General features: G+C 76.7%; 15 protein-coding genes and 1 pseudogene. 11 read left to right on the forward strand and 5 right to left on the reverse strand.

Translation table 11 applies throughout. From position 1 onward, the window contains the following. Window positions 1-247: 247 nt before the first annotated feature. The gene (locus ACIGXE_RS14810) at window positions 248-1,639 is read left to right on the forward strand and encodes a glutamate--cysteine ligase (RefSeq protein WP_399747189.1); all 1,392 of its coding nucleotides are present in this window, start codon (window positions 248-250) and stop codon (window positions 1,637-1,639) included. Window positions 1,640-1,771: 132 nt separating this feature from the next. On the opposite strand, the gene ACIGXE_RS14815 is transcribed toward ACIGXE_RS14810, so the two are convergent. The 4 genes from ACIGXE_RS14815 to ACIGXE_RS14830 all read right to left on the reverse strand — a co-directional run bounded on the left by ACIGXE_RS14815 (window position 1,772) and on the right by ACIGXE_RS14830 (window position 4,379). Beyond that, a complete protein-coding gene (locus ACIGXE_RS14815) occupies window positions 1,772-2,512 on the reverse strand; it encodes a class I SAM-dependent DNA methyltransferase (protein WP_399747191.1) in 741 nt (246 codons plus the stop codon). Window positions 2,513-2,705: 193 nt separating this feature from the next. After that, window positions 2,706-2,933: a hypothetical protein gene (locus ACIGXE_RS14820; protein WP_399747193.1), complete on the reverse strand. Its 228-nt coding sequence runs from the start codon at window positions 2,931-2,933 to the stop codon at window positions 2,706-2,708. Between the two features lie 7 nt (window positions 2,934-2,940). After that, entirely contained in the window at window positions 2,941-3,648 is a 708-nt protein-coding gene (locus ACIGXE_RS14825) for a 2OG-Fe dioxygenase family protein (RefSeq protein WP_399747195.1), read from the reverse strand. Window positions 3,649-4,214: 566 nt separating this feature from the next. After that, the gene (locus tag ACIGXE_RS14830) at window positions 4,215-4,379 is read right to left on the reverse strand and encodes a hypothetical protein (protein ID WP_399747197.1); all 165 of its coding nucleotides are present in this window, start codon (window positions 4,377-4,379) and stop codon (window positions 4,215-4,217) included. Between the two features lie 321 nt (window positions 4,380-4,700). Between ACIGXE_RS14830 and ACIGXE_RS14835 the strand changes: the two are divergent. From ACIGXE_RS14835 to ACIGXE_RS14880, 10 genes and pseudogenes are all read left to right on the forward strand, one after another. After that, window positions 4,701-5,648 (forward strand): annotated as a pseudogene (locus ACIGXE_RS14835) (NAD-dependent epimerase/dehydratase family protein); the annotation flags it as partial. Window positions 5,649-5,902: 254 nt separating this feature from the next. Beyond that, entirely contained in the window at window positions 5,903-7,786 is a 1,884-nt protein-coding gene (locus ACIGXE_RS14840; RefSeq protein ID WP_399747199.1) for a carbamoyltransferase, read from the forward strand. Beyond that, window positions 7,783-8,883, forward strand: coding sequence for a glycosyltransferase family 2 protein (locus ACIGXE_RS14845; protein ID WP_399747201.1), 1,101 nt, complete (start codon window positions 7,783-7,785; stop codon window positions 8,881-8,883). Before ACIGXE_RS14840 ends, ACIGXE_RS14845 begins: the two co-directional genes overlap by 4 nt. Further along, window positions 8,880-9,743, forward strand: a complete 864-nt coding sequence (locus ACIGXE_RS14850) for a D-glycero-alpha-D-manno-heptose-1,7-bisphosphate 7-phosphatase (RefSeq protein ID WP_399747203.1) — start codon at window positions 8,880-8,882, stop codon at window positions 9,741-9,743. The genes ACIGXE_RS14845 and ACIGXE_RS14850 overlap by 4 nt, the downstream gene beginning before the upstream one ends. Continuing rightward, window positions 9,740-11,059, forward strand: coding sequence for a glycosyltransferase family 9 protein (locus ACIGXE_RS14855; protein WP_399747204.1), 1,320 nt, complete (start codon window positions 9,740-9,742; stop codon window positions 11,057-11,059). The genes ACIGXE_RS14850 and ACIGXE_RS14855 overlap by 4 nt, the downstream gene beginning before the upstream one ends. Then, the gene (locus ACIGXE_RS14860; RefSeq protein WP_399747206.1) at window positions 11,056-12,021 is read left to right on the forward strand and encodes a glycosyltransferase; all 966 of its coding nucleotides are present in this window, start codon (window positions 11,056-11,058) and stop codon (window positions 12,019-12,021) included. Before ACIGXE_RS14855 ends, ACIGXE_RS14860 begins: the two co-directional genes overlap by 4 nt. A 308-nt stretch (window positions 12,022-12,329) precedes the next feature. Beyond that, on the forward strand, window positions 12,330-13,586 hold the full coding sequence (locus ACIGXE_RS14865) for a glycosyltransferase (RefSeq protein WP_399747208.1): 1,257 nt from the start codon (window positions 12,330-12,332) through the stop codon (window positions 13,584-13,586). Window positions 13,587-13,667: 81 nt separating this feature from the next. After that, window positions 13,668-14,396 (forward strand): SIS domain-containing protein, encoded by a 729-nt coding sequence (locus tag ACIGXE_RS14870; protein WP_399747210.1) that lies wholly within the window; start codon window positions 13,668-13,670, stop codon window positions 14,394-14,396. Further along, window positions 14,393-16,069, forward strand: coding sequence for a PfkB family carbohydrate kinase (locus tag ACIGXE_RS14875; protein ID WP_399747212.1), 1,677 nt, complete (start codon window positions 14,393-14,395; stop codon window positions 16,067-16,069). The genes ACIGXE_RS14870 and ACIGXE_RS14875 overlap by 4 nt, the downstream gene beginning before the upstream one ends. Beyond that, the gene (locus ACIGXE_RS14880) at window positions 16,066-17,364 is read left to right on the forward strand and encodes a glycosyltransferase family 9 protein (RefSeq protein WP_399747214.1); all 1,299 of its coding nucleotides are present in this window, start codon (window positions 16,066-16,068) and stop codon (window positions 17,362-17,364) included. Before ACIGXE_RS14875 ends, ACIGXE_RS14880 begins: the two co-directional genes overlap by 4 nt. A gap of 2 nt (window positions 17,365-17,366) precedes the next feature. Here ACIGXE_RS14880 and ACIGXE_RS14885 read toward each other — a convergent pair whose 3' ends face one another. After that, window positions 17,367-18,695, reverse strand: coding sequence for an MFS transporter (locus ACIGXE_RS14885; protein ID WP_399747828.1), 1,329 nt, complete (start codon window positions 18,693-18,695; stop codon window positions 17,367-17,369). Between the last annotated feature and the right edge of the window lie 302 nt (window positions 18,696-18,997).

Genomic DNA, 18,997 nt, shown 5'->3' on the forward strand with positions numbered 1-18,997 from the left:
CAGTGCGCCGTACGGGCGGGCCGTCGCATGACTCCCGCCCCGAGGGGTACGCGCGGGCGAGACAGCGCCCGCCGGGGCCGCCCGGCGTCCGCCGGCACCGGGCCCGGCCTTTCGGACCCGGCTCCCGACGACCGGCGGACGCCGTCGTGGCGGCTTGGCGTCGTGGCGGTCCGGCGTCGTGGCGGTCCGGCGTCGTGGCGGTCCGGCGTCCGTGCGTGGCACGACGTCCGTTTCCAGGGAGGTGGCCGTGGCCGTGACCGGTCCCGGCGGCGCGGAATCCGAGAGGCCGTCCGCCGTCGGCTCGACGCCTGGGAGTACGTCCTCCTCCGGCCCGCAGGCTGCCGGCACGTCTCCCTCCGGCCCGCAGGCCGCCGGAGCTCCGCCTTCCAGCCCGCAGGCCGCCGGCCCGCCAGCCGCCGGAACACCGTCCTCCGGTCCGCCCTCCTTCGGCGTCGAGGAGGAGTACTTCCTCGTCGACCCCGCGTCGGGCCGCATCGTGGACGCCGCCGAACGCGTGCTCGCGCGGGCACGGGCGGAACCGGGCGCCGGTGATGCCGTGACCGGTGAGTTCACCCGCTACCAGGTCGAGGTGCGCACCCCGCCGTGCACCACCAGCGGCGAACTGCGGGCGGCCCTCGCGGAGTTGCGCCGGTCCACCGCACGCGCCGCGCGCGCGGAGGGGCTGCGGCTGTGCGCGTCCGGCACCCCGGTCCTCGGCGAGCCGACGCCCGACGCGATCGGCGCCCACCCCCGCTACCGGGCCGGTCTCGCCCAATACCGGTCGATGATGCGGGACTTCACGCTCTGCGCCCAGCACGTCCACGTGCACTGCCCGGACCGCGAACGGGCGGTCCTCGTCGGCAACCACCTGCGGCCGGTGCTGCCCGGACTCGTCGCCCTCAGCGCCAACTCGCCGTACCACGCCGGCCACGACACCGACTACGCGAGCTGGCGGGCCGCCGTGCGGCAGCGCTTCCCCTGCCTGGGCCCGCCGCCGTACGCGGTCTCGCTCGCACAGAGCCGCCAACAGGCCGAGGTGATCGCGGCGGCGGGCGCGATGCTGGACCCGGCCCTGCCGTTCTGGGACGTCCGGCCGAATCCCCGGTTCCCGACCGTGGAGGTCCGCTGCCCGGACGTCGCCGCCGAACTGGAGGACGCGGTCGCCATGGCCGCGCTCGTACGCGCCCTCGTGACGGTCGCGGACCGGAGGGCGGCCCGAGGCGATCCCGGACCGCGGGTCGGGGCGGAGGAGCTGAGGGCGGCCTACTGGCAGGCCGCGCGGGACGGCACGGCGGGGGAGGCGGTGGATCTGGCCACCGGCCGCACCGTGCCGGGCTTCGAACCGGTCCTGGGGCTGCTCGCGCGGGTGCGGGAGACCTTGGAAGCGACGGGCGACTGGGATCTGGTCAGGGTGCGGGTACGGCGGGTCCTGGCCGGCGGCGCGGGCGCCGAGGCGCAGCGCCGGGCGGCGGGGAAGGTCGGGCTGTCCGGACTGGTCCGCGCGCTCGCGGACGCGACGGAGCTCGGCGCGCCGGAGGACGCGGCGGCGGGTGCGCCGGGGGAGGGGCGGGAGGGGCCGCCGAGGAGCGCCGTCGCCGAGGGGGCCGGCGGAGCGGCCACGTGGCGTAAGCGGGGTTGAGCGGCCGATCGGACGACCGGCCGGGCGGGGGGCGGGGCGGTCCCTAGCGGGGTGGAGCGGCCGCGTGGCGGAAACCGGGCGGAGCGGCCGCTTGGACAGGCACGGCCGACGTTGACGACCCGGTGGCCGACCTCAGGCCGGCTTGCGCCACACGGAGACGTGCTTCGCCGAGTCCTGGGTGAACGGAGACCCGTCCCAGTCCGCAACCCGACGTTCGAGGTCGAGCCCAGCGATCCGCGCCATCAGGTCGAGCTCCGCCGGCCAGGCGTACCGGTGCCGGGAGTTTCCCCGGCGGTAGCGGCCGTCGTCGCCGTCGCGAGTGAAGTGGTGCGAGACGAGCATCTGCTCGACCAGGTCGAAGGTGTCGAAGCCGAGATGCCGCTCGGAGACGTCGAACGGCACCGCGACCTGGCCGGGCGGCAGGAGCCGCAGCGGCGGCACACCCAGCTCGATGACGAACCGACCGCCGGGCTCCAGATGCCGTGCGGCGTTGCGGAAGCACTCGACCTGCTCGTCCTGCGTGAGCAGGTTCGTGATGGTGTTGTAGACGAGGTAGACCAGGGTGAATCCGCCGGGAACGACGGTGGTGGCCATGTCGCCGATGACAACCGGGAGGGTGTCCTCGTCGACCTTGCGCCGCAGCACCGCTGCCATGTGTTCGGACAGTTCGATGCCCACCACCGGCACGCCGCGTTCCCGGAGCGGGACTCCCACCCGTCCGGTTCCGATGGCGAACTCCAGCGCCCGGCCGTCTCCGGCGAGCTCGGCGAGGAAGGCGAGGGTCGGTCCGAGAACGGCAGCCGAGGACAATTCGGCCTCCTCGGCGTCGTAGCGGTCGGCGGTTGCGCGGGTCCACAGTTCACTACTTGTCACGGATGGCCACTGTGCCGGGTGCCGAGGGGCGCTGTCGACGCATTTGCCTTCTCCGCGGCTCAGCGAGCACAGCCCGTCGCCGGCGGCGCGGGGAAGCGGGGCAGGAGCGGAGCGGCAGGAAGGAGACGCGCGAGAACCGTGCAGGAACGACAGGCGCGACGACCGTGCCGGCGACGCGATCGCGGACGGGCGGTCAGCGGGCTACGAGCCGCGCGAGACCCGGGGCCACGAGCCGGACGAGACGCCGGGCGACAAGCCGGACGAGCCCCCAGCCGAGGAACCAGGCGACACGCCAGGCAGCGCGGCGGGTGGGACGCCAGGCCATGAGCCGCGCGAGGACCCGGGCCGTGAGCCGGGCAAGAGGCCAGGCGACGAACCGGGTGAAAGGCCAGGCCACGAGCCGGGCGAGACCCCAGGCCATGGCGAGCTCACGGCTCCGCCAGCGTGATGACCAGCACGTCACGGTGCGCCGGCTGCCCCGTGGCCCGCGGCCACACCGCCGACACCTCGTGAAGGGTGCTGCGGTCGTCCCCGAGGAGCAGGGTCCCCGGCTGTTCCAGGACGGTGCTGAACAGCGGCGTCCCGTCGGGGTGATAGACGGCGCTCTCGCCGCCGACCGCGTTGCGCCGGTCGACCAGCAGCGAGGAGACCAGCGTGACGCCGTCGCGGTGCACGCCCTCGGGTGTCGGTTCGCCGGACCGGCCCGCGGTCGCCACGATCCGGAACGGATGGATCTTGACGGTCCACTCCGGCGGATCGGCCAGCACCGCCGCCGCCTCGGCGAGCAGTGAGAGCAGGCGCGCGAGCACGGGATCGGCCGCGAAGGCCTCGGTGAGCGGCGCGAAGTGCCGCTCCTCCCCGATGTAGAGGGGATTCGTGTTGCCCGGCTGCACGAACGCGTCGTGCGGTCGGGACCGCCACTCGCCGGAGCGCCGCAGGCCCATGTGGCCGTAGCGGCGCAGCCGTACGGTGCCCGAGGACCGCAGGTACGGGTCGGGGAGGAGTTCGTCCCAGTGCCGGTCGAACGCCGCCCATTGCTCCGGCCCGGTGCCGAGCTGCCGGGCGGTCTCGTCGGCCGGGATCAGACACACACCCGGGTCGGTCAACTGCCGCGTGAAAGATGCCAGATCGGTCATGCCCGGGCGAGTGCCCGGCTGTCCTCCCGGCATGCACGGACGGCCGGGCGACGAGCCCCGGTGCGTTGACGTGGCCGGACGGCCCGGCTGCACGGGCGGTACGGTCCGGACCGGCGGACCGGCGGACCGGCGGAGGGACGAACGAACGGACGGACGGACGGTACGGTCCCAGACGCACGAACGGGCCGCAGAGACCCGGGCCACTCGACCGGCGCCACGGCCCGCCCGACGAAACGGGCGCTACGCCCCGGCGACGTAAGGGGCGCTACCCCCCCGGGCGGCGAAACGGGCCCTACGCCCCGGGCGATGTAAGGGGCCCTATGCCCCGCCCGACGAAACGGGCGCTACGGCCCGCGCGCTCCGGGCGGCCCGCGCGGCCGGCGCCGTCCGCGCTGCCCGCCCGGGCCCCGTGGTTGAGCTCCCCCTCACCGGGCACTCGCACCGTCGGGTGCGCGCACCCGAGAGAGCCGTCGCCCGGTCTTCCCCCCTCCGGGCGGCGGTGCCCGCTGTCCGGGCCGGGGCCCGGCGCGGACGCCGCCGGCCGCGCGAGGTGGCCCGCCGCGCGGTCAGTCCTCGCCCCGGACGATATTCCGTTCCTGTTCCGTGTCGTCCCGCTCCTCGGGGCCGGGCGCCCACTCCTCCGGGGCGGCGACGGCGGGGGTGCAGGTACACAGCGTGGTGTCGTGCCAGAAGATCTCGGCGGCGGTTGGGGTGTCGATCCGCGTGTTCATCGCGGCCATCTCCTCGGTTCGAGCCCGGCCGTGCGGCCAAGGGCTGTGCTGCGCCTACCCGCGACCGCCGTCGCTGAGTCGTCATGGTGCGGCATTCGTTCTAATTGCTTCGGTTTTCTACCATTTCGCCGAGAAGAGAACGCATACGAGGAGTAGCGTTGCTCGGTGCGGGTAGCAGCCGGACCGATATAGGCCGAATGACCGGAACAGCCGATTGACCCGATTTCCCGGTAGTCGCTCCCGATTCTCCGGTAGTCGCTCCCTCCCCGTTCCTTCACGGATTCTTCCCACCCGCCGTCTTTCGCACGGAGGAGATGTCCCATGGCCATGTCCCCTGCGCCTCGCTGGGAACACGCCCTCGTGACCGGGGGATCCGGTTTCGTGGGATCCCACCTCTGCGCCGCGCTGCTCGCCGACGGAACGGACGTGACCTGCGTCGACGATTTCAGTACCGGCCGTCGTGCCAATGTCGAGGGCCTGCTCGGCCACCCCGGGTTCCGCCTGCAGGAGGCCGACGTCCGTCGGCCCTTCACGGTGGACCGGCCCCCGGACCTGGTGCTGCACTTCGCCTCACCCGCGTCCCCGGCCGACTATCTGCGCCTTCCCCTGCACACCCTGGAGACCGGCAGCCTCGGCACCCGCAACGCCCTGGCCCTCGCCCATGCCCACGGCGCGCGTTTCGTGCTCGCCTCGACCTCCGAGGTCTACGGCGACCCGGAGGAGCACCCGCAGAGCGAGCGGTACTGGGGCCGGGTGAACCCGATCGGCCCGCGCAGCGTCTACGACGAGGCGAAACGTTTCGGCGAAGCGCTGACCGCCGCTTCCGCCCGCGCACGCGGGACGGACACCGCGATCGTGCGGCTCTTCAACACGTACGGCCCCCGGATGCGGGGTTACGACGGACGGGCGGTGCCCACGTTCATCCGGCAGGCACTGGCCGGCGAGCCGCTGACCGTGAGCGGCGACGGACGGCAGACCCGTTCGCTCTGCTACGTCTCGGACACCGTCCGCGGCGTGCTGGCCGCGGCCGCGCACGGCATGCGCGGTCCCGTGAACATCGGCAACCCCGCCGAGATCACCATGCTGGAGCTGGCGCGCTGGATCGCCCGCCTCACCGGCTCGGCCTCCACGATCCGCTTCGTGGAACGACCCGTCGACGACCCCGCCGTCCGCTGCCCGGACATCACCCTGGCCCGCGACAAGCTGCAATGGCGCCCGCTCGTGGACGCCGAACAGGGCCTGCGCCGGACGATCGACTGGTTCCGGGAGGCGGACAGCGAAACCGGCGAAGCGGCGAGCGGGGAGGAGCCCGTTCCGCCCGGGACAGAGGTCACCGCGGCCGACCACGCCACGGACGTCGACGCCATCGACGCCATCGACGACTCCGACGCCACCGACGGCACGTACGTCACCGACGTCAACGCCCGTGGCGGCGCCGTCGATCCGTCCGAGCGGCCCGGCTGAGCCGGCCGGTCGCGCCTCCGTCTCCGCGGCCTCCGCCGCCCCCACCGGAAGGCCCCCCCATGCGAGTTCTCGGCATCAACGCCCTCTTCCACGACCCCGCTGCCGCCCTGGTCGTCGACGGCGTCACCGTCGCCGCCGCCGAGGAGGAGCGCTTCTCGCGGAGGAAGCACGGCAAACGACCCGTGCCCTTCTCCGCGTGGGAACTGCCCGAGCGGTCCGCCCACTGGTGCCTGGAGCGGGCCGGACTGCGGCCCGCCGACCTCGACCTGGTCACGTACTCGTACGATCCCGAACTGGCCTGCTCCGCCGAGGCCTTGGGGCTCGACGACCCCTGGGACGACCTGCGTCAGGCCTATGCCCGGCACGCCCCCGGCTTCCTCGCCACCGCGCTCCCCGGCCTCGACCCGGAGGACGTCCGGTTCGTCGGCCACCACATGGCGCACGCCGCCTCGGCCGCGTACGCCGCCGAGGGCGCCGAGACCTCCTCCGTACTCGTGCTGGACGGACGCGGCGAACGCTCCTCCCACCTGGCGGCCCGCCGACTCGGCGACCACCTGGAACCGCTGCGGGCCCAACTGCTGCCCGAATCCCTGGGCCTGGTCTACGAGGAGCTCACCCAGCACCTCGGATTCCTGCGCTCCTCCGACGAGTTCAAGGTGATGGCGCTCGCCTCGCACGGCCGCCCGCGGATGGCCGCCGAGATAAGCCGTTACGTGCACCCCACCGGCGACGGCGGGTTCCGGGCGCACGGCGTGCCCTGGTCCGAGCTCTGCCCGCCGCGCGCCGCCGACGCGCCCTGGACCGCCGCCCACGCGGACCTGGCCGCCAGCGCCCAGTACGTCCTGGAGGAGACCCTGCTCGACCTCGTCCGCTGGCTGCACGGCCGCACGCACGACGAACTGCTCACCCTGGCCGGTGGCGTCGCCCTCAACTGCGTGGCCAACTCCCGTATCGCGCGCGAGGGACCGTTCTCCCGGGTGTGGGTGCAGCCCGCCGCCGGGGACGCCGGAACGGCGCTCGGCGCGGCCCTCCTGGCGTCGGCGGAGGCGGGCGAGGAGCCGGTGCCGATGCCCGGCGCCGCGCTCGGGCGCGAGTGGTCGGACGCCGAGCTCGCCGGGCACCTCAAGACGGCCGCCGTCCCGTTCGAGCGACCCCCCGACATCGCGGCGACCGTGGCCGAGACCCTGGCCGCGAACGGAGTCGTGGCCTGGTTCCAGGGCCGCTCCGAATACGGCCCGCGCGCGCTCGGGCACCGCTCGCTGCTCGCCCACCCGGGACACGCGGGCAACCTGGAGCGCCTCAACGACATCAAGGGCCGCGAGCAGTTCCGGCCGGTCGCCCCGATGGTCCTGACGGAACGGTCCGGGGACATCTTCGACGGCCCGCTGCCCAGTCCCTACATGCTCTTCGTGCACGACGTGGCAGCGCCCTGGCGCGACCGGATCCCGGCCGTCGTGCACGTCGACGGCACCGCGCGGATCCAGACCGTCGACCGGCGTCACGAGCCGCTCGTGGCCCGGATGCTGGAGGAGTTCGAGCGGCGGACGGGACTGCCGGTCGTGGTCAACACCAGTCTCAACACGGCCGGCCGGCCCATGGTGGACGAACCCCGGGACGCCCTGGAGTGCTTCGGGTCGACCCCTGTCGACCTGCTCGCGATCGGCCCCTTCGCCGTCCGCAGGAGCGACATGTTCCACGCGGGCGGGCACGGGGTGAACGGGGCGAGCAGTGCGGGCAGTACGAGCAGTGCGGGCAGCGGGAGCGGCGCGAACGGCCTGAACGGCGGTACGGACGCGGGCGGTTCGGACGGCCCGGGCGGCGCGGGGGAACCGCGTGACGCGAGCGGCGCCACGGGCAGTGCCGACGGCGGCCTGCGCGGCGGCCCGCGCGGCGGTCTGCCCGACGACGGCGAGAGCGTCGGTCGTGGGGGGTGTGTCCGATGAACACGGCACCGGTCCCCGAGCGTCGCCTCCATCCCGCCGCGCCCCGTTACGCGGTGGTCGTGCCGACCGTCGGCCGGCCCAGCCTCCAGAGCTGCCTCACGGCTCTCGCCCTGGCTACCGAGGACGTGCCCCCGGCCCGGGTGGTCGTCGTGCACGACCGGCCGGGAGCGGACGGCGCCGTGCCCGAGCTGCCGCTGCCGGACGCCCTGCGCGGGATCACCACCGTGGTCGCGGGTCCCGCGCGCGGACCGGCCGCGGCGCGGAACACGGGCGCCCGGCTGGCCGGGGACGCGGAGTGGATCGTCTTCCTCGACGACGACGTCGTCCCCTCCCCGTACTGGGGCGCGGAACTCGCGCAGGACCTGGCGGGCCGGCCGGACGGGGTCGCCGCCGTGGCGGCCCGGATCGACGTGCCGCTGTCCGAAGGGCGGCGCCCCACCGACGCCGAACGGAACACCGCCGCGCTGGCCACCGCCCGCTGGATCACCGCGGACATGGCCGTACGGCCGGCCGCCCTGCGCCGGGTGGGCGGCTTCGACGAGCGCTTCCGCCACGCCTTCCGGGAGGACGCCGACCTCGCCCTGCGGCTCCTCGAGGACGGCTGGTCACTGGCCCAGGGCAGCCGCCGTACCGCCCACCCGCCCCGGCAGGGCGGCCGCTGGCTGCCGGTCCGCCAGCAGTCGGGCAACGGCGACGACGTGCTGATGCGCCGCCTGCACGGTCCGGACTGGCGGGACCGCGCCGGCGCCCCGGCCGGGCGCCTGCCGCGCCACCGCGCGATCACGGTCGCCGGCCTCGCCGCGCTCGGCTGCGCCTTGACCGGCCGGCACCGGGCCGCCGCGCTGTGCGGCGCGCTCTGGTGCGCGGGCACGGCCGAGTTCACCCTCGCCAGGGTGCTGCCCGGCCCGCGCACGCGGACGGAGGTGCTCGACATGGTCCTCACCAGTGCCGTCATCCCGCCGGCGGCGACCTGGCACTGGCTGCGCGGCCTCGTCGCGCACCGCGCCGCGCGCCCCCTCCCACCGTCCCCGGCACCGGCCGCCGCCGCACCCGCCGCCGCACCGGTCCCCGGCACATGGCGAGAGGCGAGGACATGAACCACGACCTGCGCCACGACGCGATGCACGCCACCCACCACGACGCGCGCCACGACCCGACGCACGCCACGCACCACGACCTGCGCCACGACCCGCAGCACGCCGCGCACCACGCCGTGCGCCACGAGACGGACGGCGGCACGAGCGCCGACGGCCGGGCCGACGAGCGCGCCGAGACGTCCATGCGCCCCTGGCTGTTCCGCGGGCGGCCGGGCACCGTCGGGACGGCCGTCTGGCGGGCGTCCCACGGCGAAGGCCCCGACGCCGTGCTGTTCGACCGGGACGGCACCCTCATCGTGGACGTCCCCTACAACGGCGATCCCCGACGCGTACTGCCCTTCCCCGGTGCCTGGGAGGCGCTGGCCCGGCTGCGCGCCCTCGGGATCGCCGTGGGAGTGGTGAGCAACCAGTCCGGCGTCGCCCGCGGATACCTGACCCGCCGCCAGGTCCAGGCCGTGCACCACCGCGTGAGCCTGCTGCTCGGCCCCTTCGGCGTCTGGGCCGTGTGCCCGCACGGTCCCGAGGACGGCTGCGGCTGCCGCAAGCCCGCCCCGGGGCTCGTGCTCGCCGCCTGCGCCCGGCTCGGCGCCCGCCCCTCCCACACGTTCGTCATCGGCGACATCGGCAGCGACATGGGCGCCGCACGCGCGGCGGGCGCGCACGGCGTGCTCGTGCCGACCCCGGCCACCCTCCCGGCCGAGATCGCCGCGGCGCCCCGCACGGCCCCCGACCTCCGCGCGGCCGTCCGGATCGCGCTCGAAACGCCGCTCCCGGGGTCGCTCCCCGCGCCCGCCGGCGCCCGCTCCGGCCGGGCCCGCCCCGCCGCACCCGTGCGGCGGCTCACGGGCGGTGCGCGATGAGGACCGGCCCCCGCACCCTCGTCGTGCGGCTCGACAGCGTCGGCGACGTGCTGCTCGCCGGGCCCGCCGTCCGCGCGGTGGCGGCCGGGTCCTCCTGGACGGCGATGCTGTGCGGTCCCCGGGGCGCGGCGGCCGCGCGGCTGCTGCCCGGCGTCGACGAGGTGCTCGAGTACGACGCGCCGTGGGTGGGCCTCGACGCGCCGCCGGTCTCGCCCGCCGTGTGCGACCGGCTCGTCAGGACCCTGGCCGCCCGCCGGTTCGACCGCGCGCTCGTCCTCGTCTCGTACCACCAGAGCCCGCTGCCGATCGCGCTGCTGCTCCGCCTGGCCGGGGTGGCCTGGATAGGCGCCGACAGCGAGGACTACCCGGGCACCCTGCTCGACCTGCGGCACCGCCGCGACCCCGGCCGGCACGAGGTGGAGGCCGCGCTCGATCTGGCCCGAGCGGCCGGCTTCACGCTCCCGCCGGGCGACGACGGAGGCCTGCGCGTGACGTCCGTCCCGTCGGACGCCGCGCCTTTGCCGGACCGGCCCCCGGACGCCCCCGTCCCGTACGGCGCCACGAGCATCCCCGCCGTGCCGCCCGGCGGCTCGACGGACGCCCTGAGCACCGCAGGCCGCCCCGCGGCGCCCCCTGCGCCCTGCGAGGAGGCTCCCCACCCGTCGGACGCGCGGGGCGCCATGGACCTGACGCGGCTGACCGGCCCCGGCCCGTACGTCGTGCTGCACCCCGGTGCGGCGGTCCCCGCCCGCGCGTGGAGCCCCGCGCGGGCGGCCCGGGCGGTGGCGGCCCTGCACGCGGCGGGGTACCGGGTGGTGGTGACCGGCTCCGCCGCGGAACAGGGCATGACCGCGCTGGTCGCCGGTCGCTACGGGATCGACCTCGGGGGAGCCACCACCGGCCTGGGCGAGCTGTCGAGCGTCCTCGCCCGGGCCGGGGCCGTCGTCACCGGCAACACGGGCCCCGCCCACCTGGCCGCCGCCGTGCGGACCCCGGTGGTGTGCCTGTTCGCGCCGGTGGTCCCGGCCGAGCGCTGGCGCCCGTACGGCGTCCCGCACGTCCTGCTCGGCGACCAGCGCGCACCGTGCGCGCTGACCCGGGCCCGGGCCTGCCCCGTGCCCGGGCACCCGTGCCTCGACGCGGTCGGCGACGACGAGGTGGTGGCGGCGGTGACCGCGCTCCTGCGCCGCCGTCCCGCCGCCGCGCCCGAGCCGACTCCCGCGCCACCGCCCACGCCCACCTCCACGCCCACATCCACGTCCACGTCCACATCCATATCCACGCCCGCGCCCGCGAGAGGAGGGACGAGCTCATGAATATCCTGCTGTGGCACGTCCACGGATCATGGACGACGGCCTTCGTCCAGGGCCCGCACACCTACCTGGTACCGGTCACCCCGGACCGTGGACCCGACGGGCGGGGCCGGGCGCGGACGTTCTCCTGGCCCGCCGCTGTACTCGAAATGCCCCCGGAGTCGCTCCGCGACGCGCCCGTCGACCTGGTCGTGCTGCAACGCCCCCACGAGGAGGAGCTGGCGACCCGCTGGCTGGGCGGACGGCGGCCCGGCCGGGACGTGCCCGCCGTGTACGTGGAGCACAACACCCCGCGCGGCGACGTACCGGTGACGCGGCATCCCGTGGCCGACCGCGCCGATCTCACCCTCGTGCACGTCACGCATTTCAACCGGCTGATGTGGGACAACGGCAGCACCCGCGCCGTCGTCGTCGAACACGGCGTCGTCGACCCGGGGCACGGCTACACCGGCCGGCTGCCGCGCGCGGCCGTCGTCGTCAACGAGCCGGTGCGGCGCGGCCGTTTCGTCGGTACGGACCTGCTGCCCGCCCTGGCACGGGAAACGCCGCTGGACGTCTTCGGCATGAAGACGGAGGGGCTCGCCGCCCACCTCGGGCTGCCCGAGGACCGCTGCCACACGGAGGAACTGCCGCAGGACGGGCTGCATGCCGCCATGGCGCAGCGCCGGCTCTACCTGCACCCCGTGCGCTGGACCTCGCTGGGCCTGTCCCTGATCGAGGCGATGCTCCTCGGCATGCCGGTCGTCGCCCTGGCGACCACGGAAGCCGTCGAGGCGGTCCCCGCCGGCGCCGGAACCCTGTCGACCCGTCCGGAGGAACTGGCCCGGGCGGCCCGCCGTTACCTCGCCGACCCCGCCGCGGCCGCCGCCGACGGCGCCCGGGCCCGGCAGGCGGCACTCGAACACTACGGTCTCAAGCGCTTCCTGGACGACTGGGAGCGCGTCATCGCGGAGGCACGCTCATGACCCTGCCCCGGACTCCCCAGACCACGAGCCCGACCGGGACTCCCCCCAGCGCGAGCCCGGCCCCGACCTCGGGCCCTCCACCGACCACGAGCACGCCCCGGACGGCGTCGGCGAGCACGCCCCGGGCCTCGGCGGCTTCGGCTCGGACCGCGTCCCGGGCCGCCGCTCCGGCCCCGACCCCCGCCGCCGGCACGACCCGTGCGCCGGCTTCGCCCGTGGCGCCGGGCCCCACCGCGGCCCGGAGCCGGGCGCCGGCGCGGGCGCCGAGCCGGGGCGCACCGCGGGGGCCGGGGCGGGCACCCGCCCCGGTGTCCGATCCGGTCGCGGCCTCCGCCTCGGCCGAGCCGCTCGCGATCGCGCTCATCTCCGAGCACGCCAGCCCGCTCGCCGTACTCGGCGGCGTCGACGCCGGCGGGCAGAACGTCCACGTCGCCCAGCTCGCCGGCGCGCTCGCCGACCGCGGGCACCAGGTGACCGTCTACACGCGGCGCGACGACGCCGCCCTGGACGTGACGGTGCCGCTGCGGCCGGGCGTGCTCGTCCACCACGTGCCCGCCGGGCCCCCGGAGGCGCTGCCCAAGGACGACCTCCTGCCCCACATGCCGGCGTTCGCGCGCCATCTCGCCGATCAGTGGCAGTCGGAGCGCCCGGACGTGGTCCACGCGCACTTCTGGATGTCCGGCCTGGCCGGCCTGTGGGCGACGGAGGGGAGCGGCATCCCCTTCCTGCAGACGTATCACGCCCTCGGCACCGTGAAGCGCCGTCACCAGGGCGCCGCCGACACCAGTCCGCCCGACCGCATCTCCTCCGAGCGGTACGTCGGACTCGGCTGCGACCGGATCGTCGCCACCTGCCGGGACGAGGTCGAGGAACTCGCCGCCATGGGGATCCCCCGTGCCAAGACCGACATCGTGCCCTGCGGGGTCGACCCGGCCGTGTTCCGGCCGGACGGACCGGCCGCGCCCCGCGGCCCGTACCGCCACCGGCTGCTGCACCTGGGCCGACTGGTGCCGCGCAAGGGCGCCGCCGTCTCGGTGGCGGCCCTCGGACAACTCCCCGGCGCCGAACTCGTCGTCGCCGGCGGCCCACCGCCCGACGCGCTCGACGCCGACCCCGAGGTACGGCGGCTGCGCGCCTTCGCGGCGGAGCTCGGCGTCGCCGACCGGGTGCGGTTCACCGGGGCCGTGCCGCCGGCCTCCGTGCCCGCGCTGATGCGGAGCGCCGACGTGGTCCTGTGTCCCGCCGACTACGAGCCGTTCGGCATCGTGCCGCTGGAGGCCATGGCCTGCGGCCGGCCCCTCGTGGCCAGCGCGGTCGGCGGCCAGCTCGACTCGGTCGTCCACGGGGTGACCGGACTGCACGTGCCGCCGGCGCAGCCCCGGCTGCTGGCCGGGGCCGTCCGGCTGCTGCTCGCCGACCCCGCGCTGCGCGCCCAGTACGGCAGGGCCGCCCGTCAGCGGGTCCTCGACCGCTTCTCCTGGGCCCGCGTCGCGGCGGCCACGGAGGACTCCTACCGGGCGGTGTCGGCAGCCGCGCACGCGCCCCGGCCGGCCGGGGCCCGCTGACCGGTCCGTCCGGCACTCCACCGCCCCCACCCATGAGGAAGGAGGTGCGGCCCGGCCCCCAGGGTCGGCGGCCGACCCCTCATGAACGAGACCCGGATCCACCTGGAGGCACGCCGGCACTGCCGGTCGCTGTGCCGTGCGGTCGACAGCCTGGAAGGCACGGAGCTGGCACGCCTCGCCCGCTGGGGCGGGCACCTCGCGGACGTCCTCTCCGCCGGCGGCCGGCTGCTGGCCGCCGGCAACGGCGGCAGCGCGGCCGAGGCGCAGCACCTGACGGCGGAGCTCGTCGGCCGTTACCGCGAGGAGCGGCCGGCCTACTCGGCCCTGTCGCTGCACGCCGAGACGTCCAGCGTGACGGCCATCGGCAACGACTACGGCTTCGAGCAGGTCTTCGCCCGCCAGGTCGCCGCGCACGGCCGGAGCGGGGACGTGCTGATGCTGCTCTCGACCTCGGGCCGCAGCGCCAACCTGCTCTCGGCCGCCGTGACGGCCCGCGCCCGGGGCCTCGACGTCTGGGCGCTGACCGGGCCCGCGCCGAACCCGCTGGCGGAGGCCGCGCACGACGCCGTCTGCGTCGACGGGGCGACCACGGCCACCGTGCAGGAGACGCACCTGGTCGCCGTCCACCTGCTGTGCGCGTTCTTCGACGCGTCCCTCGCCGAGGCCCCGGCGGCCGACCGGCCCGTGGCCGCCCACGACGGGACGCCGCACGACGGGATGCCGCCCGACGGGGTGCCGCACACCGGAGTGACCCACAACGGAGTACCGCACGACGGCGTGCGGTCCGCCGCCCTGGGAGGTGCCCAGTGAACCGAGGACCGATCGTCGTCGTGGGCGACCTGCTGCTCGACGAGGACATCGAGGGCACGGCCGACCGTCTCGCGCCGGACGCCCCGGCGCCCGTGGTCGACGTGACGGGCGTACGCCGTCGGGCCGGCGGCGCGGGACTCGCCGCGAGCCTCGCGGCCGGTCTCGCCGCGCGACCCGGCGAGGAGGTCGTCCTCGTGACCGCGCTCGGCACCGACGCGTCCGCCGAGGCGGCCCGCCGGGCGCTGGGCCACCGGGTCCGGGTCGTCGCGCTGCCCCTGCACGGCACACTGCCCGTCAAGACCCGAGTCCTCGTGGGCGGCCGGCCCCTGGTCCGGCTCGACCGCGGCGGCGGCCGGCCCGGGGCGCCCACCGCCGAGGCGCTGGCCGCGATCCGGTCCGCACGCGCCGTCCTCGTCTCCGACTACGGCCGCGGCACCGCCGACGCCCTGCGCCCGGCCCTCGCCGCGGCGGCCCACCGCGTCCCCGTCGTCTGGGACCCCCACCCCCGCGGTGGCCCGCCGGTCCCGGGCACGCGCGTGGCCACCCCGAACGCCAAGGAGGCAGCCGCCTTCACCGCTCCCGCCGACTCCACCCCGACACCGCTCCTCAGCCCGCCCCCCGGTGCCGCCGCCTCCGCCGCCGGCCGCCCGGTGGTCGGCCCGGCCCCGGCCGCCCCCACCTCCCCGGCCGCCTCCCCGCACGGCATCACCGGCCCCGGCACGGCAGGCCCCGTCGCTCCTGCGGCCGGCTCCGTCTCCGAAGCCGCCGCCGGCCTTTTCAAGGCCCACCTGGCCGACACCGCCACCGGCGCCGACCCTGACCGCTCGCCCGGCACGCCGCTTCGCGCGCACGCCGAGCGGGGGGCCGCGCTGGCGGCGCGCTGGGGCGTGGTGCAGGTGGTCGTGACCCTCGGGGCCGAGGGGGCGTTGCTGGCGCGGGCCGGGGCCGGAGCCCCGCTGCTGGTGCCGGCGCCCCGGGTGACCGGAGGCGATCCGTGCGGCGCGGGCGACTGCTTCGCGGCGGCGGTGACCGTGGCGCTGGCGCGCGGGGCCCTGCCCGAGGAGGCGGTGGAGCGGGCGGTGGCGGAGGCCGCCGCGTTCGTCGCCGCCGGCGGCGCCGCGGCCGTGGGGGAGCGGGCGGACGACCCGCGACCCTCGGCCGCCGCCGAGAGCGCCGCACCCGCGACGGTCCGGCGCGCGCCCGACGCCTTCGCCCTCGCCCGCCGGATCCGCGCACGCGGCGGCACCGTCGTCGCCACCGGCGGCTGCTTCGACCTCCTGCACGCGGGCCACGTCGGGCTGCTCGAGCGCGCCGGACGCATCGGCGACTGCCTGATCGTCTGCGTCAACTCCGACGCCTCGGTGGCCCGTCTCAAGGGGCCGGGCCGTCCCCTGACCCCGCTCGCGGACCGCATCCGCGTGCTGGACGCCCTGGGCAGTGTCGACGCCGTCGTCGCGTTCGACGAGGACACCCCGGAGCTTCTCCTCGACCGGCTGCGGCCCGACGTATGGGTCAAGGGCGGCGACTACTCGCCCGACGGCCTTCCCGAGAGCGAGGCGCTGCGGCGCTGGGGCGGGCAGACGGTCGTCCTGCCGTACCTCGACGGCCATTCCACGACGTCCCTCACCCTTCGTGCGGCACAGGCCGCCGCGGCCGGCCCGAGGGACCGATGAGCCCGGCCCCGCCCCCCGCCGCCCCCGGCCGCGGCGACGGCCGGCCGGAGGGCCCGCCGGCCCCGACCGCGCCGAGCTCCCCGGCCCCGACCGCGCCGAGCTCCACCCCACACGGCATCGGCGTCGCGCCCCGTCGACGTCCCCTCGGCGAGAGCCGCCCCGCCGTGCTCGTGCTGCGCGCGCTGGGGCTCGGCGACCTGCTGACCGCCGTACCGGCCCTGCGTGCCCTGCGCCGCGGTCTGCCCGACTTCGAGATCGTGCTGGCCGCGCCCCGGGAGCTCGCGCCGGTCGTCCGGCTCGTCGACTGCGTCGACCGGCTGCTGCCGGTCGCGGGCCGCGAGCGGGAGGTGCCCCCCGCCCTGCCGCGGGCCGCCGCCCGTCCCGCCCTCGCGGTCAATCTGCACGGCCGCGGCCCCGCCAGCCACCGGCTGCTCGCGCGCAGCGCCCCCGGGACGTTGTGGGCCTTCCACCATCCGTCGGTGCCGGAGGTCCCCGGACCGGCCTGGGTGCCCTACGAGCACGAACGACTGCGCTGGTGCCGACTGCTGCGGTGGTACGGGCTCGCCGCCGACCCCGAGGACCTGCGGATCGCCCCGCCCGACGCCCCCGGGCCCGTGGAGGGTCACGCGGGTCCCGTCGTCCTGCACCCCGGGGCGCGGGCGCCCGCCCGCCGCTGGCCGGTGGAACGCTTCGCCGCCGTGGCCCGGGAGGTCCGCCGCGCGGGCCGGCCGGTGGTGGTCACGGCCGGTCCCGGTGAGGCGCCACTGGCCCGGGCCGTCGCGGAACGGGCCGGTCTCGCGCCGTCCGCGCTGGCGGGCGGTCCGCAGGGGCTGCCCGTCGACGAACTGTGCGGCCTGGTCGCCGGCGCGCACTGCGTCGTGGTCGGGGACACCGGCCTCGCGCACCTCGCCACCGCTCTCGGGACGCGCTCGGTGGTGCTGTACGGCCCGGTGTCGCCGGCGCTGTGGGGACCGCCGGCGGCGGACGGCCGGCACACCGCGCTGTGGCACCCCGGCCCCGACGGAGACCCGGAGTCCGGACAGCCGGGCGACCCGCACGCGGACCACCCCGACGCGCGGCTGCTGCGCATCACCGTCGACGAGGTCCTGGCGGAGGTCCTCGCCGAGCCCACTGCGCCCCGGGCGGCCGCTGAGCCTTCCCTCGTACCCGGGAGGTCTCCTGTATGTACGTCCCCCGGCCTCGGGACGTCGCCGACCCCCGCGCCCGGGCTCCCGCCCGCGCCCCCGCCGTCGGAGGCCGCCGCGGCGGACCGCCACGAGGGGGCGGGGCCGTGATGTCAGGCGGCGCTCTCCAGCGCGGGCCGGACGAGGCCGCCCGCAGCGGCCGGCTCCAGGCCGGCCGGGGCGTGCGGCGCGGTCCGGACGACCTGGACGGGCTGGACGGGTCCGACCGGCCGGGCGGAGGCGACCGCACGCCGGCCGTGCAGGAGCCAGCCGGCGGTCACCGCGGCCGCGACCACGAGTCCGCCCGTGGCCAGGGCGCCGCGGGCGCCAAGCAGTTCCATCAGGAGGCCCAGGGCCGGGGGCGCGAGCAGGCCCCAGAGGGTACGGACGGTGTTCCAGGCGCCGAGGACGCGGCCCCGCATCGCGGCCGGCGGATCGGTCTGGAGCAGGGTGCTCTGCGCGGTGTCGGCGACGGATTCGGCGACCGCGAGCGGCAGCGCGAGCAGTACGACGAAGGCCAGCGACGGCGAGAATCCTGCGACGACCTGGAGCAGCGCGCCTCCGGCGGTCAGCAGGGCGACCAGGCGCACCCGGGGGCTGCGCAGCCGCGCGCCGAGCACCGCGCCCACGATGCCGCCGACGGCGAGCGCCGAGGAGACGGCGCTGAAGGACTTCGCGGAGCCGGCCAGCGGGCCGGTGACCAGGACCGCCAGGGTCAGCGAGTAGTTCCGGCCGAACAGGGCGCTGACGGCGTTGAGCCCGGCGAGGGCGACCAGCCGGGGGCGGCGGGCGAAGAAGACCAGGCCACCCCGCACGCTCGTGTCGGACACCGCGTCCGGAGCGGGCGCCTCGGACGCGGACGCCTGTGGGGCGGGACGCGGCGCGGGTTCCTGCGGCCGGACGAGGGTGAGGAAGGGGATGACCGCCGCCACGAAGAAGAACGACAGCCCGTTGGCCACGTAGGCGGCGGACGTGCCGAGGACGGCCACGGTGATTCCGGCCAGGGCGGCTCCCGCGAGCCGTCCCGCGCTGTGCGCGAGGGACCCGACGCCGATGGCGGAGGGCACGTCGTCGGCCGGCACGAGGTCGTTGCCCAGCAGCGCGCAGGCGGGCCCGTCGACGGTGGCGATCAGTCCGGTGAGCACGGCGAGCCCGAGCAGGACGGGCAGGTTCAGACCGTCGGTCGCCACGAGGGCGGCGGTGGTCAGGGCCACCATGCCCAGGGCCAGCTGTGCGAGCGCCGCGGTCGTCTTCCGCGGCCAGCGGTCGACGACGGCGCCGCCGAGCAGACCCATGAGCAGTCCGGGCGCGGCCTGCGCGGAGAGCGAGAGGCCGGCGGCGGCGGGCGAGCCGGTGATGTGCAGCACCAGCAGGTTCTGCACGGTCAGCTGCATCCACGTGCCGGTGTTGGAGACGAGATGCGCGACCGCCCACCAGCGCATGCCGCGATGGCGCAGCGAGCGCCAGGGCGAGCGATCACCCTTGGCGGACGCGGCCGGGGAGGCGGATGCGGCCGGGGAGGCGGATGCGGAGGCGGCCGGGGAGTCGGCGGACGGGGAGGAGACCTGGTCCGGGGCGGGGGTCCGGAGCGCCGAGGTGGCGGCCGAGGACCGGGGCCTGGAGCGGAACGGGAACCGGGGCACGGGGAAGGAAGGCACAGGGAGATGTGGGGGAGGGGGTGGGGGGAGCAGGGGGCCCGGGGGAGGGGCCGCGGGCCATCGTGGCAGACGCTTCCGGAGCGGCA

This window comes from Streptomyces sp. NPDC053431 (genome assembly GCF_044544925.1).
Classification (GTDB): Bacteria; Actinomycetota; Actinomycetes; order Streptomycetales; family Streptomycetaceae; genus Streptomyces.

Excerpts from the sequence above, each read along its gene's own strand:
- ACIGXE_RS14820 (WP_399747193.1), bottom strand. The coding sequence starts at position 2,933 with ATGGCCTGGGGTCTCGCCCGGCTCGTGGCCTGGCCTTTCACCCGGTTC.
- ACIGXE_RS14825 (WP_399747195.1), bottom strand. The coding sequence starts at position 3,648 with ATGACCGATCTGGCATCTTTCACGCGGCAGTTGACCGACCCGGGTGTG.
- ACIGXE_RS14830 (WP_399747197.1), bottom strand. The coding sequence starts at position 4,379 with ATGAACACGCGGATCGACACCCCAACCGCCGCCGAGATCTTCTGGCAC.
- ACIGXE_RS14840 (WP_399747199.1), top strand. The coding sequence starts at position 5,903 with ATGCGAGTTCTCGGCATCAACGCCCTCTTCCACGACCCCGCTGCCGCC.
- ACIGXE_RS14845 (WP_399747201.1), top strand. The coding sequence starts at position 7,783 with ATGAACACGGCACCGGTCCCCGAGCGTCGCCTCCATCCCGCCGCGCCC.
- ACIGXE_RS14850 (WP_399747203.1), top strand. The coding sequence starts at position 8,880 with ATGAACCACGACCTGCGCCACGACGCGATGCACGCCACCCACCACGAC.
- ACIGXE_RS14855 (WP_399747204.1), top strand. The coding sequence starts at position 9,740 with ATGAGGACCGGCCCCCGCACCCTCGTCGTGCGGCTCGACAGCGTCGGC.
- ACIGXE_RS14860 (WP_399747206.1), top strand. The coding sequence starts at position 11,056 with ATGAATATCCTGCTGTGGCACGTCCACGGATCATGGACGACGGCCTTC.
- ACIGXE_RS14870 (WP_399747210.1), top strand. The coding sequence starts at position 13,668 with ATGAACGAGACCCGGATCCACCTGGAGGCACGCCGGCACTGCCGGTCG.
- ACIGXE_RS14880 (WP_399747214.1), top strand. The coding sequence starts at position 16,066 with ATGAGCCCGGCCCCGCCCCCCGCCGCCCCCGGCCGCGGCGACGGCCGG.
- ACIGXE_RS14885 (WP_399747828.1), bottom strand. The coding sequence starts at position 18,695 with ATGCGCTGGTGGGCGGTCGCGCATCTCGTCTCCAACACCGGCACGTGG.